Source organism: Paracoccus sediminilitoris, from assembly GCF_003259195.1.
Lineage (GTDB): Bacteria > Pseudomonadota > Alphaproteobacteria > Rhodobacterales > Rhodobacteraceae > Paracoccus > Paracoccus sediminilitoris.
This window is the reverse complement of record NZ_QJPK01000001.1, coordinates 537,640-552,375: the sequence shown is the minus strand read 5'-3', so window position 1 is coordinate 552,375 and position 14,736 is coordinate 537,640. Positions and strand designations below refer to the sequence as shown.

Below are 14,736 nucleotides of genomic sequence, written 5' to 3'. Positions count from 1 at the left end.
ATGATCGAATGCCGGGACGTGCACAAGTATTACGGCGATTACCACGCCCTGCGCGGCATCGACCTGACCATCAAGGGGGGCGAGTTCTTTTCGCTGCTGGGGCCGTCGGGTTGCGGCAAGACGACCCTGCTGCGCACCATCGCCGGGTTCGAGGATATCAGCAGCGGTGTCGTACTGATCGACGGCCGCGAGATGGGCGACGTGCCCGCCAACAAGCGTCCCACTAACATGGTGTTCCAGTCCTATGCAATTTTTCCGCATCTGACGGTCGCGGAAAACGTGGCCTTCGGGCTGCGCCGCGACCCGCGCGGCAAGGCCGAAAAGGCCGCCGCGGTGGACGAGGCCCTGTCGATGGTCGGCCTGAAGGGTTACGGCGCGCGCTCGGCCCATGCGCTGTCAGGCGGTCAGCGTCAACGGGTCGCGCTGGCCCGCGCGCTGATCCTGAAACCCAAGGTGCTGCTGCTGGATGAACCCCTGTCCGCGCTGGACCGCAAGATGCGCGAACAGATGCAGGTCGAGCTGATCAAGCTGCAGCGTCAGGTGGGCATCACCTTCGTCCTGGTGACCCATGACCAAGAAGAGGCGCTGGTCATGTCCGACCGCATCGCCGTCATGTTCGAGGGCGAGATCGCCCAGCTGGACGGCCCCGAGGCGCTTTATGCCCGCCCCTCCACGCGCCGCGTGGCGGATTTCATCGGCGTGATGAACTTTCTGCCGGCCGAGATCCTGTCGCATGTCGGCGGCACGGTCACCGTCGATGTCGCGGGGCTGGGCCAGGTCGAGCTGCCCGAACACCAGATCAGCCGCGCCAATCCCGATGACGAGGGCGCGATGATCGGCTTCCGCCCCGAAACCATGACCCTGGTCGGCCCCGGCGCTACGCATAACCAGCCGCGCGAAACCAACGCCACCATCGACGAGGTCGTCTATTACGGCGACATGACCTATTACGACCTGCGGCTGGACGGGGTTGCCCGCGCCGATGGCAAGGCGCGCACGGTGCGGATTTCCATGCGCAACGTCTTTGGCCGCGATGTGCAGGAGGTCGGCACCCGCACCCGCCTGGCCTGGTCGCCCGGTTCGCTGGTGCTGTTCCGCTAGGATCGCGGCGTCAGGTTCAGCCAGATGCCGTCGCGCGCCCGGATCGTCAGCCGCGCCACGGGCATGGGCTGACGGTCGGTCGTTTCCAGCCGGAAGGCGCGGGTGATGGCCGACAGCATCACCACCCCCTCGACCATGGCCAGCCCGGCGCCGGGACAGGCGCGCGGCCCCGCCGAAAACGGCAGATAGGCTGCGCGGGCGCTGGCCTTGCCCTCGGGCGTTGCCCACCGGCCGGGGTCGAATTCATCCGGCCGGTCCCACAGCCGTTCATGGCGGTGCAGATGCCAGGGCGACACGACCAGCTGCGCCCCGCGTGGGACGGCCCGTTCGCGGAAGGTCTGCGGCGCGGTCGCCTCGCGCGCGAACATCGCGACGGCGGGATAAAGCCGCAGCGCCTCGCGGAAGACGGCGCGGGTGGATTTCAGGGTCGCGACGCTGGCGAAATCGTCGCCAAGCTGGCGGCCTTCGGCGGCGACGCGGTCCTGCCATTCGGGATGCGCCGCCAATAGCCACAGCGCCCAGGCCAGGACCGAGGCGCTGGTCTCATGTCCCGCCAGGAACATCACCGCGACCTGGTCGATCATCTCGGCCCGGGTGAAGCAGGTGCCGGTTTCGGGATCGGGGCTGGTCATCATCTTGGTGGCCAGATCGTCGGGCGCGTTGCCATCCGCGATCTGAGCCAGCCGGGCATCAACCAGATCGGCGATCAGCCCGCGGATCTGCGCGGCGCTGACCCGCGTGCGGCGGGAATGGGGCCGGGGCATCCAGCGCGGCAAGGGCAGCAGGGCGGCCAAGTTGACCAGCGGCTGTGCCTCTTGGTGCGCGCGGAAGGCGTGAAAGACCTGCGCGGCGGTGGCATGTTCGACCGGCAGGGAAACCAGTGTGCGACAGATCACGTCGGCGGCGGCATGGGCCGATTGCGGTTCGACATCGGTGAGGCCTTTGGGCATCCGCGCCACCGCCGCGCGGGCGGCATCCAGAATGGCGGGATAGCTGTGGCGCAGGCGACCGCCCTCGAAGGCGGGGTCGATGATGCGGCGCTGATGCGCCCATTCCGCGCCGTTGCTGATGAAGACGCCATTGCCCAGCAGCGGGGCCAGCCCTTCGCGCATGCGGTTCGATTTCGGGAAATCCGCAGGCCGGTCCTGCAGGATGATTTTCAGCAGCGCGGGGTCGTTGCAGAAGAAGCTGTGGATGATGGGGGTGCGGAATTCGGCCATCCAGGCGCGATAGAGGCGTTCGGGCAGCGCCCCCAACAGGTCGTGCCGGAAACCTCGCATCAGCGTGCGGATGGTGCCGCGTCCTTGCGTGCCGGTGGGGCGGGGGGCCCTCACGGCCGCGCGCCCACGGGACGGGTGATGCGACCGGGCGAGGGTTTGCGCCCGCCAAAGCGCTGCGCCAGCGTTCGGGGGCCTGCCGTGATCGCGAAGTAGTCGTAATCGCCCGGACGGTCGAAGGCGCAGAGATATTGGAAATGCAGGCGGAACCAGCGGTTGCGGATGGCCCGCTGGCGTTCGGGCGACAGGGTCTGGGTATAGGCGGCCGACAGCACCAGCGGCCATTTCTGGTCCGGACCCGCCATCCCGCAGACCGCCACCGGATCGCAGAGCGCAAAGCAGCAGGCATCGCCCGGCGCGGTAACATCCGTCCAGAAGAGCCCATCCGCCTGCGACAGAAAGGCTAGATCTGCCCGCAGCCGGTCCGCGCGCGGCAGAAAGGCAGCCATCGGCACCACATGGCCAAGTGTCAGCAACGACAGTGCGGGGCCGGGGCGGGGGCCTTCGCGCAGCAGGTCGGCCAGGACCGACACCGCCAGATAGGCCCCCGAGGAATGGCCGATGACGAGCACCTCGTCCAGATCCTGCGCCAGGATGGTCTTCAGCCGGTCGCGGAACCGGGTGATGCGGTCTTCCAGCGCGGAGGGATAGGCGCCATGATTGGCGCAGGTGAAGGCATAGTCATGCATCAGGTAATAGGCGAACAGCCGGTGATCCAGCCGCCGCCCCAGGACCAGCACCCCCCATGCCACGGCCAGCCCAAAGGGCACCCCGAAAAGGCCACCCCCCACCGCCGCGACGCCAAATGTGACCAGCCCCCCAGCCAGCAGTGCCAGCGCCAGTTGCGCCATCAGCACCGCGATGGGATAGAAGGCCGCGATGACCGGTCCCCGCCGCAACCGCATCAGCCGCCCGATGGTGCCCGAGCCGATATAGATCCATATCGTGCGAAACAGCTGCCGATAGGTCCCCGCGATCCCTGCCGACATCGAGGCCTGCACGATGTCGGACCACAGCGCGACCTCGATCCGGGTTTCGACGTCGCGGCCTTCGACATGCGATCCGACGCGCCAGGCAAAGCCGCCGCCATCGGGTTGCGCCTTCTTCATCCGCAGCCTGTGTCCGGAGATCTGGGCCTGATCGGCCCCTTCGCGACGATAGAGTTCACGATAGCGACGCGGCGGGATGGGGTCGAAGCCCGGCAGATAGAGGACATGGCGGCGGAAGGGGGCTGTCATTCGAGCCTCGTGGCGCGGTTCGGGACCAGAATAGGGCAGGACGGGTCCGGGACAAGCCCTTGCAGGGTCAGTCCTGCTGCCAGCGCGTCTCGTGTGCCTCGATCGCGGCGATTCGCTTGGCGACGGGCGGGTGGGACAGGAACCATGCGGGGGCGCCCCGACCCATCGCGCCGGTCAGCGCGTCCAGCTTGCGGAACAGCGATTTCTGAGGTTCGGTACCGAAGCCCGCCTTGATCATCAGGGCGCTGGCGAACTGGTCGGCTTCGAATTCGTCCTGCCGCGACAGGCGGGCGGCGACGGCGGCGGCGATCGCATTCGCGATCCAGACGCCGATGCCGGGAAGAAACCGCCCCAGGATGCCCGCCAGCGCCATGCGGATGGCGTTCTGTCCGGCGAAATCGATCATCCGGCGCCGTGAATGACCCAGGCTGACGTGGCCCAGTTCATGGGCGATGACGCTGGCCAGTTCCTCGGGGGTGACCTCGCAGGCATCCAGTTTGCGGATGAAGCCGCGCGTCAGGAAGATGCGCCCGTCGGGGGCGGCCAATCCGTTCACCGGCTCGACCTCATAGATATGGGCGCGGATCGGGGGCAGGTCCATCGCCGCCCCCAGCCGTTCCAGCATCGGTTTCAGGCGCGGATGGTTCAGCGGCGTCGCATGGTCATTCAGATCCCGTTTCAGCCGCCAAGCGGAAAAGAACCACATCACGGCCAGATAGAGGCCCAACAGGATGATCGGCGTGAACTTCAGCATGGCTTCTATATGGGATCGTGATGGCGGCGCTGCCAGTGACGGTGCAGCAGCCAGATCGCCGCAGCCAAGGGCAGGGCGACGGCCAGCGCCTTCAGGGCTGCGGCCTCCTCATGGCGAAAGCCGCGGCCAGCCAGATGGCCCGCGGCCAGATGCAGGGCGGCCCAGATCACCTCTCCGGGGATGCTGGCGGCCATGAAGCGCGGCAGGGTCAGGCCCGCGGCCCCGGCGACGTAATTGGTGGCCGGTCCAAGCGGCGTGACCAGCCAGCGCGACAGAAAGACCGCCAGCATGCCCCGCCGCGCGACCAGACGCTGCGCCCGTTCCAGCAGGCGGGCATGACGCGACAGCAGCGGTTGCAGCCGCCGTGCCAGCAGAAAGGCGGAAAGATCGCCCAGGCTGGCCCCGATGATCGCACCCGCGGCGATGGGGATCGGCTGCAGGTGACCAGTCCCCGCCAAGGCCCCCGCGCTGACCAGCAGGACCGAGGTCGGCACCGGCACCATCATGCATGACAGGAACGCGCAGCCTGCCAGCAGCCACGGCCCCCAGACGGGCAGCAGCGCGGCAAGATCGGCCATCATCCCAGCAGCCGCATGGCCTGGGTCAGCCCGTCCAGCGTCATGGGCATCATCCGGTCGGGAAAGATGCTGCGGACCATGCCGATGGATTGGGTATGGCGCCAGTGATCCTGGGGCACGGGGTTCAGCCAGACATGATCAGGCCATGTTTCGGCCAGGCGGCGCAACCAAACCTCGCCAGATTCGGGGTTCATGTGTTCGTTCGCCCCGCCGGGCACCGCGATCTCATAGGGTGACATCGACGCGTCCCCCACTACGATGCATTTATAATCGCGGCCAAAGCGGTGCAGGATGTCCCATGTGGGCGTCTGTTCGGCCCAACGGCGGCGGTTGTCCGTCCACACGCCTTCGTAAAGGCAGTTGTGGAAATAGAAATGCTGCATGTGCTTGAACTCGGCCCGCGCGGCGCTGAAAAGCTCGTCCACGACGCGGATATGGTCGTCCATGCTGCCGCCCACGTCCAGAAACAGCAGCACCTTGACCGCGTTGCGGCGTTCGGGGCGGGTCTTGACGTCGATATAGCCGTGATCGGCGGTGGCGCGGATGGTGGCGGGCAGGTCCAGTTCCTGATCGGCACCGTGGCGCGCCCATTGGCGCAGGCGCTTCAGCGCGACCTTGATGTTGCGGGTGCCCAGTTCGATCCGATCGTCGAAATCGCGGAACTCGCGCTTGTCCCAGACCTTGACGGCGCGGCGGTGGCGGCTTTCGTCCTGGCCGATCCGCACGCCCTCGGGGTTGTAGCCATAGGCGCCGAAGGGTGACGTCCCCGCCGTGCCGATCCACTTGTTGCCGCCCTGGTGGCGGCCCTTCTGTTCGGCCAGCCGTTCGCGCAGCTTCTGCATCAGGGCGTCCAGGCTGCCCGAGCCTTGGATTTCGGCTTTTTCCGCATCGGTCAGCAATTTCTCGGCCAGCTTTTCCAGCCATTCGCGGGGCAGGGCCTGTTCGTTGACCAGTGCCTCGACCGGAATTTCATCCAACCCGGAAAATGTTTCCGAAAAGGCACGATCGAACCGATCCAGATGCCGTTCGTCCTTGACCAGAACCAGCCGCGACAGGTCATAGAACCCGTCCACCTGCCAGCCCGCGACGCCCGCCTGCATCCCGGCCATCAGGTCCAGCCATTCCCGCAGCGAAACCGGCACTCCGTGGCGGCGCAGACTGTCGAGGAATGGCAGGAACATCACGCCATCCGTTCGATGATGACGGTGATGAACAGCCCGACCATGGCCAGGACGACCGCAAAGGCCGCCGCGTATTGCAGGCGGTCAAGGCGGTTGCCGCCCAGCTTGGCGGCGCGGCGCCAACCCAGGAACGCGCCGATGACAAGGGCTGCGATGACGATCATGACGGGCCTTCCGGTTGATCCTTGTGTCCCCTGCAAATAGCGCCCCGCGCCCTGTGCCGCAACCGCCCTACTTGCCGCCCGCGACACCGCGCCCTAGCCTGCAGCCGGGGACAGGAGGACATGATGCAGGATCTGGGGACTTACGACTATATCATCGTCGGTGCGGGGTCGGCGGGATGCGTGCTGGCGAACCGGCTGTCGGCGGACCCCCGGATCCGCGTGCTGCTGCTGGAGGCGGGCGGCCACGACAACCGCTTCTGGGTGCATGTGCCGGTCGGTTATCTTTACGCGATGGGCAACCCCAAGCTGGACTGGTGTTATCAGACAGAACCCGAGCCGGGGCTGAACGGGCGGCGCCTGAACTATCCGCGCGGGCGGGTGCTGGGGGGATGTTCGTCGATCAACGGCATGATCTACATGCGCGGGCAGGCGGCCGATTTCGACCGCTGGCGACAGGCGGGAAACGTCGGCTGGGGCTGGAATGACGTGCTGCCCTATTTCCGGCGCAGCGAACGCCATTACGAACCCGCCTGCGACCTGCATGGCGATCAGGGCGAATTGCGGGTCGAACGTCAGCGGCTGAAATGGCCGATCCTGAACGCCGTGGCACAGGCGGCGCAGGAACTGGGCCTGCCGGAATGCCGTGATTTCAACTGTGGCGACAATGAAGGCGTGGGCTATTTCCCCGTCACGCAGCGGCGCGGTCTGCGCTGGAACGCGCGCAAGGCATTCCTGAACCCGGCCCGCGACCGCCCGAACCTGCGGATCGAGACCGACGCCCAGGTCGCCCGCCTGACCTTTGACGGGAGGCGCGTCACCGGCGTCGACATCACCCAGCATGGCGTTCTGCGTCATGCGCGGGCGGGGACCGAGGTGATCCTGTCCGCCGGGGCGATCAATTCCCCCGCCCTGCTGGAGCTGAGCGGCATCGGCCAGCCCGACCGGCTGGCGGCGCTTGGCATCGCGCCGCGCCACGACCTGCCCGGCGTGGGCGAGAACCTGCAGGACCATCTGCAACTGCGCACCGTGTTCCGCATTTCGGGCGCGCGGACGCTGAACGACCGCGCCGGCAGCCTGTGGGGCAAGGCGGGGATTGCGCTGGAATACGCGCTGCGCCGGACGGGGCCCATGGCGATGGCGCCCAGCCAGCTGGGAATATTTGCCAAATCCTCGGATCACTTCGCGACGCCGAACATCGAATATCACGTCCAGCCCCTGTCGCTGGACAAGTTCGGCGACCCCTTGCACGATTTTCCGGGGCTGACGGTGTCGGTCTGCAACCTGCGGCCCGAAAGCACGGGCCATTGCCATATCACCAGCGCCGATCCCGCAGCGGCCCCCGCGATCGCGCCGCGATACCTGACGACCGAAGTCGACCGGCAGGTGGCCATCGACAGCCTGCGCCATGCCCGCCGCCTGATGGCCACCCGCCGGATGGCCGAATTCGCCCCGCAGGAACTGAAGCCCGGTGCCCATCTGCAAAGCGACGCCGATCTAGCGAAAGCCGCGGCAGAGGTCGGGACCACCATCTTCCACCCCGTCGGCACCACCCGCATGGGCAGCGACCCGATGGCCGTCGTCGATGATCAGCTGCGCGTGCACGGGCTGGCCGGGCTGCGGGTGGTGGATGCGGGGGTGATGCCCTTCATCGTGTCGGGCAACACTCATGCGCCCGCCACGATGATTGCGGAAAAGGCCAGCGACATGATCCTGGCCGCAGGCCGGGACGGAGTGCGTCTGGCGGGCTGATCAGGCGGTCAGCATCCGGCGGAAGGCATGCCAGCTGTCCTTGGGGGTGCGGGCCATCGTGTCGTAATCGACATGGACCAAGCCAAAACGCGGCCCGTATCCCCAGCCCCATTCGTAATTGTCCAGAAGCGACCAATAGAAGAACCCGCGCAGGTCGACGCCCTGATCCATCGCGGATTTGCAGGCCCGCAGGTGGTCGGCGATGAACTGCACACGGCCCGTATCCGCCGTCACCAGATCGCCTTCCGCATGGGCCATGCCGTTTTCGGTGACGTAAAGCGGCAGGTCGCCGGTATGGTCGGTCTTGAGCCGGACCAGAAATTCCGACAGGCCCTCGGGGCGGATCTCCCAGTCCATCTGGGTCTTGGGCAGGGGGCCGGGAACGTCCCTGGCATTGGGCCACAGCCCCGGCGCAGGGGCGTTCAGGTGGCGGGTGTAATAATTCACCCCCAGCCAGTCCAAGGGCTGGGCGATGGTTGCCATGTCGTCTTGCCATCTATCGGGCAGATGGGGGCCGATGCCCTCCAATGCGGCCTCGGGATATCCTTGGCCCATGATGGCGCGGATGAACCACTGGTTATAAATGGCGTCCTGCACATCCGCCGCGCGACGGGCGCCGTCGCTGTCGTCGGCCGGGTGCTGGGTTTCGAAGTTCAGCACGATGCCCAGGTTCTTCGCCCCCGCCGCCCGCAGCGACTGCATGGCGGTGCTATGGGCCAGCAGCACGTGATGCATGGCGCGGCTGGCGGCGCGGATGTCGCGCAGGCCGGGCGCGTGATGGCCCAGGAAATGCGACAGCCAGGCCATGCACCACGGCTCGTTCAGCGTCGCGGCGCTGGCGATGCGGTCGCCGAGCCGGTCGTGGATGGTGGTGCAGAGATCGGCGAATTGCGCGGCCACGTCGCGGTTCTGCCAGCCGCCCTTGTCGGCCAGCGCGGCGGGCAGGTCCCAGTGGTGATAGGTCAGGAAGGGCTTCAGACCCCGTTCCAGCATGCCGTCCACCAAACGGTCATAGAAATCCAGCCCCTCGGGGTTCACCGTCACGCCGTCCGGCATCACCCGCGCCCATGAGGTCGAGAAGCGATAGGCATCGAACCCCGCATCGCAGATCAGGTCCAGATCCTGCGGCCAGAGGTTCAGGTGGTCGCAGGCGCGCGACCCGTTGCTGTTGTCGATGATGTTGCCCGGCGTGGCGGCGAAGGTATCCCAATGGGACGGGCCTGCGCCGCCTTGGGCCGAACCCTCGATCTGATAGGCCGAGGTGGCGGCGCCGAAGGTGAAATCGGCGGGGAAGTCGGAACGGGGTGGCAGCATCTGGTCTCTCCTCCTGCGGGCGGGTCATGCTGGCATGTTCCCGCGCCGCCTTGAAGGGGCCTTGAAGGGCCTAGATGCGGACGCCGCGCGGCCCGGTGAACTGACGCCAGATGAAGGTCCCGACAAAGATCGCCGTCAGGATGACGATGATTGTGGGGGCTGGGGCGCTGTCCAGCCAGAAGCTGGACCAGATGCCCAGCACGGTCGCGCCCACCGCGACGCCCACGGCCACCGCCATCATCGCCTGCAGGCGGCGCGTCAGCAGGAAGGCGATGGCGCCGGGCGCGATCAGCAGGCCCACCGACAGGATGATGCCGACCGAGGACAGCATCGCCACCACCGATGCCGCGATCATCGCCAGCATCCCGTAATGCAGCCAGCCGGTCGCCAGACCCGCAACCCGCGCCTGCACCGGATCGAAGGCCTGCACCGCGAAGTCGCGCCATTTCAGCACCAGCACCAGCGTCACGACAACCGCGATGGGCAGGGCTTGGGCAAAATCGGCGGGGCCGATGCCCAGGATGTTGCCGAACAGGATATGGTCCAGGTGGACATTGCTGGGCATGGCCGTGAACAGGATCAGCCCGACCGCGAACATCCCCGCCATGACGATGCCAAGCGCGGTGTCGGGCTTGATGCGGCTGTTGGCGTCCAGCCAGCCCGACGTCAGCGCGCAGATCATCCCGGCCACGAAGGCGCCGATGATCAGCGGAAAGCCAAGCGCATAGGCCAGAACGATGCCCGGCAGGACCGCGTGGCTGATCCCGTCGCCCATCAGCGCCCAGCCTTTCAGGACCAGGAAACAGCTGAGCAGGGCGGCGGGCACGGCGACGATGACCGCGATCATCAGCGCATCGGTCATCACCGGAAAGCTGAAGGGCAGAAGCAGCGCGTTCATGCGTGACCCTCCATCGCGGCGCGGGCGCGGCGGCGGGCGGCGCACAGCCCGTGGGTGGGTGCAAAGACGAAGGCCCCCAGGAACAGCAGCGTCTGCAGCGTCACGATGATGCCCCCCGGCGCGCCGTCCAGAAAGAAGCTGGCATAGGCCCCGATGGCCGATGTCAGCGCGCCGATGGCGACCGACAGCATGATCAGCCGCGGAAAGCGGTCGGTCAGCAGATAGGCCGTGGCCCCCGGCGTCACCACCAGCGCGATGACTAGAAAGGCACCCACCGTCTGCATCGCCGCCACCGTGGACGCGGCCAGCAGGGTGAAGAACAGCGCCTTCAGTCGTGCGGGGTGCAGACCCACGGTGCGGGCATGGCTTTCGTCGAAAAAGACCACCATCAGGTCGCGCCATTTGGCCAGCAGGATGATCAGGGATATGCCTCCGATCAGGGCCAGCTGCAGGATATCGGCAGGGGCGATGGCCAGGATGTTGCCCATGGTGATGGCCTGGATGTCCACCGCCACGGGGTTCAGCGATGCCATGAACAGCCCGATGCCGAAGAAGCCGGTGAAGATCAGCCCGATCACCGCATCCTGCTTCAGCCCCGTGCGGGTGTTCAGGAACAGCATCGCCAAAGCCGCCAGCCCGCCAGACAGGAACGCCCCAAGCGCGAAGGGCAGGCCCAGCATATAGGCCCCCGCCACGCCCGGCACGATGGAATGGGACAGGGCGTCGCCGATCAGGCTCCAGCCTTTCAGCATCAGATAGGCCGACAGGAAGGCGCAGACGCCGCCGACAAGGGCCGAGACCCAGATCGCCGTCGCCATGTAGCCATAGGTAAAGGGGGTCAGCAGCAGGTCCAGCATCAGCGCGACCCTCCGGTGCGGTGGTGCTGGTCGTCGTAGAAGATCAGCGGGCGTTCGTCATCGGTGAAGACATCGACGTTGCGCGCATCCGCGTCCTGATGCAGGTCGGTGCCGCCCAGCACGAAATGGCGCAACACGCCGCCAAAGGCGATGCGCAGGTTTTCCGGCGTAAAGGTGGTCTCGGTCGGACCCGACGCCAGCACGGTGCCTTTGACCAGCACCACGCGGTCGCAATATTCCGGCACCGAGCCGAGATCGTGGGTGGATACCAGCATCACCCGGCCTTCGTCGCGCATCTGGCGCAGCAGGGCGATGATGGCCTGTTCGGTCTGCACATCGACGCCGGTGAAGGGTTCGTCCAGCAGGATGACGCGGGCCTCTTGCGCCAAGGCGCGGGCCAGGAAGACGCGCTTCTTCTGGCCGCCCGACAGTTCGCCGATCTGGCGGTGGCGGTATTCGCCGATGCCCACGCGGGCCATGGCATCGTCGACGGCCTTGCGGTCGGCGGGTCTGGCGCGGCGCAGGAAACCCATATGCCCGTATCGGCCCATCATCACCACATCCTCGACCAGGACCGGAAAGGACCAGTCGACCTCCTCGGCCTGGGGGACGTAGGCGACAAGGTTTTGCGACAGCGCCTGCCGCACGGGCAGCCCCATGATCCGCACCAGCCCCGAGGCATGCGGCAGCAGGTCCATCAGCGCCTTGAACAGCGTCGATTTGCCCGCGCCGTTGACGCCCACCAGCGCGGTCACCGACCCTTGGGGCACCTCGAAGCTGGCATCGCCAAGCGCGGTATGGCCGTTGCGATAGGCCACCGTCAGGTCGCGCACCTGCAGGCCAAGGGTATCGGCGTCAATCATGGTCAAGCCCCGTGACGATGGTTTCGGATGTGACCCGCAGCAGGTCCAGATAGGTGGGCACCGGCCCATCGGCGGCCGACAGGCTGTCGACATACAGAACCCCGCCATAATCGGCGCCGGTTTCCTGCGCGATGCGGCGCGCGGGCCGGTCGGACACGGTGCTTTCAGAAAAGATGACCGGCGCCTTGGCCTGCCGGATGTTGTCGATCAGGCGGCGTACCTGCTGGGGCGTGCCTTGCCCGTCGGAATTGATCGGCCACAAGAACAGTTCCTGCAGGCCGAAATCGCGTGCCAGATAGGAAAACGCGCCCTCGGACGATACCAGCCAGCGGCGTTCGGGGGGCAGGGCGCGGGCGCGGTCTCGCAGGGGGCCGATGGTGTCGGCGATCTGCTGTTTGTAGCGGAGGGCATTGGCGCGATAGGCGTCGGCATTGTCGGGATCGACCCCGGCCAGCGCCGCCGCGATGTTGTCGACATAGATCTGCGCCGAATCCAGCGCCATCCAGGCATGCGGGTTCGGCAGCCCGTCGTAATCGCCCCCCTGGATAGAAACGGGCGTGACCCCGTCCGACAGGGTCGCCACCGGCACATCCCCAATCCGTGCCAGGAACCGCTGCGCCCACAGGTCCAGGTTCATCCCGTTGACCAGGATGACATCGGCATCGGCGATGCCGATGATGTCGCCCGGCGTCGGCTGGTAATTGTGGATGTCGGCCCCCGGCGGGGTGATCGAATTCACCTGCGCCAGATCGCCCGCCACGTTGCGGGCCATGTCGGCCAGGATGGTAAAGCTGGTGGCGACCTTCAGCTGTTCGGCCTGGGCTGTGACAGGCAGGCAAAGGGCCAGGGCGGTCAGGAAACGGAACATGGGTCTCTCCTCGGGGACCGTTATCTGCAAATCATTCGCAACTGTCAACAGTTGAGAACCAGTTGCAACTGATGCGCGCCTGCGGCAGGATGGCTCCATGACGGGACGAGCCACGAAACTGGAACAGGCGCTGCGGCAGGCGGGCGTGCGGGTGACGCGACAGCGGGCGGCGCTGCTGCGGGTGATCGCTGCGGCGGACGACCACCCCGACGCCGCCGAACTGCATGCGCGCGCGGTGACGGCGGGGGCGGGGGTGTCGCTGGCTACCGTCTATCGCACGCTGACCACGCTGCAGGCGCAGGGGGTGATCGACAAGCTGGAATTCCAGGGCGAACCCGCCCGGTGGGAGGCTGCCGACCAGCGCCACCACGACCACATGATCGACGTGGACAGCGGCGAGGTGATCGAATTCACCAATGACCGCATTGAACGCCTGCAGGCGGAAATCGCTGCGGAAATGGGCTATGATATCGTGCATCACCGGCTGGAACTCTATGTCCGGCGGCGCTGAGATGCGGGTCTTCGACAAGATCATCTCGGACCGGGGATCGCGCTATGCGGTTTCGGGGGCCGAGGTGGCGGATGCGGCCCAGATCAAGCAGGTGCTGTCCGAACTGCGCCGCAACAAGCGTTTCGCCAAGGCCACGCATCACAGCTGGGCCGCGGTTCTAGAGGACGGCCCCCTGAAAGAGGATGACGGCGAAAGCGGCGCGGGCGCGCTGATCCTGCAGATGCTGGAGCGGGCCGAACTGCGCGATCACGTGGTGATCGTCACGCGATGGTATGGTGGCAAGCATCTGGGGGGCGACCGGTTCCGGCATGTGATCGACGCGGTGCGTCACTATCTGCGCGAAACCGGCCACAAGGATGGCTGACCCCGCGCAGGTGCGCGGGGCCGGGGATATCAGGGCTTGAACATGATCTTGCCGTCGCGGCCGGGCGTGGTCGCGGCATTCACGGCCTCGGTGGCTTGATCCAGACCGAAATCGCCGCCCGAAGGCAGCTTCAGCTTGCCGTCCATGACCAGGCCGATCAATTCGCCGAACATGCGCTGGGCATCCTGCGGCTTGGTCGCCTCCATCACCTTGGCGCCCCAGAAGCCCTTGACCGTCAGCTGCTTGAAGATCAGCTGGCTGCCCGGCATCGGCAGGGTGCCGCCATCGGCGCTGCCGAAGGTAACCAGCAATCCGTCCTGGCCCAGCAGGTCGACCAGACCCGGGACCACGTCGCCGCCGACCGAATCGATGGCGGCCCGTGCGCCGTCCTGCCCGATGATCCTGCGGGCCTGGTCGATCCAGTCGTCATCATCGGTCGAGACGATGTCGGTGATGCCCATCCGGGCCAATTCCTCGGCCGCACCCTTGCGGCGGACCAGGTTCAGCAGGCGGATGCCGCGCTGTTCGGCCAGGACGGTCATGATCTTGCCGACGGCGCCGTTGGCAGCGGTCTGGACGACCCGGTCACCGGCCTCGACGTTCAGGAATTCCAGCAGCGTGATGGCGCTGAAGGGCATGGCGATCAGCTGGGCCGCGGCTTCGTCCGGCATTTCCTTGGGGATAGGGATGACGGCTGCAGCCTTGGCCAGCGCGTATTCGGCCCAGGACCCGGCCAGGCCCGCGGCGGCGACTCGCTTGCCGGTCAGTTCGGGGTCTACGTCGCGGCCGACGGCCACGACGATGCCGACGGCCTCGCTGCCGCCGGTCGCGGGCAGGTCGGGGCGGACGCCGTATTGGCCCTTGATGGTCCACAGGTCGTGATTGTGGATGGGGGACATGATCACGCGCAGCAGGACCTGACCGGGGCCGGGTTCGGGCCGGTCGGTGTCGGCCATGCCCAGAACCTGGGCCGGGTCGCCGAATTCGTCGTATCTGATGGCGCGCATCTCTTCTGTCCT

The 14,736-nt window shown here is 66.8% G+C and carries 16 protein-coding genes; 4 read left to right on the top strand and 12 right to left on the bottom strand.

The window, feature by feature from the left end; genetic code table 11:
- A complete protein-coding gene (locus tag DKT70_RS02680) occupies window positions 1-1,101 on the top strand; it encodes an ABC transporter ATP-binding protein (protein WP_111557904.1) in 1,101 nt (366 codons plus the stop codon).
- Here the strand turns inward: DKT70_RS02680 and DKT70_RS02675 are convergent.
- The 6 genes from DKT70_RS02675 to DKT70_RS18150 form a co-directional block, all read right to left on the bottom strand.
- The gene (locus DKT70_RS02675) at window positions 1,098-2,435 is read right to left on the bottom strand and encodes a cytochrome P450 (protein WP_407672183.1); all 1,338 of its coding nucleotides are present in this window, start codon (window positions 2,433-2,435) and stop codon (window positions 1,098-1,100) included. The genes DKT70_RS02680 and DKT70_RS02675 overlap by 4 nt on opposite strands.
- Window positions 2,432-3,616, bottom strand: a complete 1,185-nt coding sequence (locus DKT70_RS02670; protein ID WP_111557672.1) for a hypothetical protein — start codon at window positions 3,614-3,616, stop codon at window positions 2,432-2,434. The genes DKT70_RS02675 and DKT70_RS02670 overlap by 4 nt, the downstream gene beginning before the upstream one ends.
- Before the next feature lie 67 nt (window positions 3,617-3,683).
- Complete coding sequence (locus DKT70_RS02665) at window positions 3,684-4,370, bottom strand: M48 family metallopeptidase (RefSeq protein WP_111557671.1); 687 nt, start codon at window positions 4,368-4,370, stop codon at window positions 3,684-3,686.
- 5 nt (window positions 4,371-4,375) lie between these two features.
- Entirely contained in the window at window positions 4,376-4,948 is a 573-nt protein-coding gene (locus tag DKT70_RS02660) for a DedA family protein (RefSeq protein WP_158529932.1), read from the bottom strand.
- Window positions 4,948-6,129: a vWA domain-containing protein gene (locus DKT70_RS02655; protein ID WP_111557669.1), complete on the bottom strand. Its 1,182-nt coding sequence runs from the start codon at window positions 6,127-6,129 to the stop codon at window positions 4,948-4,950. The genes DKT70_RS02660 and DKT70_RS02655 overlap by 1 nt, the downstream gene beginning before the upstream one ends.
- Window positions 6,129-6,293 carry a hypothetical protein gene (locus DKT70_RS18150; protein WP_170864067.1) on the bottom strand — a complete coding sequence of 55 codons (165 nt, stop codon included), beginning with the start codon at window positions 6,291-6,293 and terminating at the stop codon, window positions 6,129-6,131. The genes DKT70_RS02655 and DKT70_RS18150 overlap by 1 nt, the downstream gene beginning before the upstream one ends.
- A gap of 123 nt (window positions 6,294-6,416) precedes the next feature.
- Between DKT70_RS18150 and DKT70_RS02650 the strand changes: the two genes are divergently transcribed.
- Complete coding sequence (locus tag DKT70_RS02650; RefSeq protein ID WP_199559526.1) at window positions 6,417-8,042, top strand: GMC family oxidoreductase; 1,626 nt, start codon at window positions 6,417-6,419, stop codon at window positions 8,040-8,042.
- Here the strand turns inward: DKT70_RS02650 and DKT70_RS02645 are convergent, their stop codons facing one another.
- From DKT70_RS02645 to DKT70_RS02625, 5 genes are all read right to left on the bottom strand, one after another.
- Window positions 8,043-9,356 carry a GH1 family beta-glucosidase gene (locus DKT70_RS02645; RefSeq protein WP_111557667.1) on the bottom strand — a complete coding sequence of 438 codons (1,314 nt, stop codon included), beginning with the start codon at window positions 9,354-9,356 and terminating at the stop codon, window positions 8,043-8,045.
- A 70-nt stretch (window positions 9,357-9,426) separates the two neighbouring features.
- Window positions 9,427-10,254: a metal ABC transporter permease gene (locus tag DKT70_RS02640; protein WP_111557666.1), complete on the bottom strand. Its 828-nt coding sequence runs from the start codon at window positions 10,252-10,254 to the stop codon at window positions 9,427-9,429.
- Window positions 10,251-11,111 carry a metal ABC transporter permease gene (locus tag DKT70_RS02635; protein ID WP_111557665.1) on the bottom strand — a complete coding sequence of 287 codons (861 nt, stop codon included), beginning with the start codon at window positions 11,109-11,111 and terminating at the stop codon, window positions 10,251-10,253. Before DKT70_RS02635 ends, DKT70_RS02640 begins: the two co-directional genes overlap by 4 nt.
- Window positions 11,111-11,974, bottom strand: coding sequence for a manganese/iron ABC transporter ATP-binding protein (locus DKT70_RS02630; RefSeq protein WP_111557664.1), 864 nt, complete (start codon window positions 11,972-11,974; stop codon window positions 11,111-11,113). The genes DKT70_RS02635 and DKT70_RS02630 overlap by 1 nt, the downstream gene beginning before the upstream one ends.
- Complete coding sequence (locus DKT70_RS02625) at window positions 11,967-12,842, bottom strand: metal ABC transporter substrate-binding protein (RefSeq protein WP_072295328.1); 876 nt, start codon at window positions 12,840-12,842, stop codon at window positions 11,967-11,969. Before DKT70_RS02625 ends, DKT70_RS02630 begins: the two co-directional genes overlap by 8 nt.
- Window positions 12,843-12,939: 97 nt before the next feature.
- Here DKT70_RS02625 and DKT70_RS02620 point away from each other — a divergent pair, with 97 nt between their 5' ends.
- Together DKT70_RS02620 and DKT70_RS02615 are read left to right on the top strand one after the other, a co-directional pair.
- Complete coding sequence (locus DKT70_RS02620; protein WP_072295327.1) at window positions 12,940-13,353, top strand: Fur family transcriptional regulator; 414 nt, start codon at window positions 12,940-12,942, stop codon at window positions 13,351-13,353.
- Between the two features lies 1 nt (window position 13,354).
- A complete protein-coding gene (locus DKT70_RS02615; RefSeq protein ID WP_111557903.1) occupies window positions 13,355-13,717 on the top strand; it encodes a YigZ family protein in 363 nt (120 codons plus the stop codon).
- A gap of 29 nt (window positions 13,718-13,746) precedes the next feature.
- Here DKT70_RS02615 and DKT70_RS02610 read toward each other — a convergent pair whose 3' ends face one another.
- Window positions 13,747-14,724 (bottom strand): zinc-binding dehydrogenase, encoded by a 978-nt coding sequence (locus tag DKT70_RS02610; protein ID WP_111557663.1) that lies wholly within the window; start codon window positions 14,722-14,724, stop codon window positions 13,747-13,749.
- Window positions 14,725-14,736: the final 12 nt, after the last annotated feature.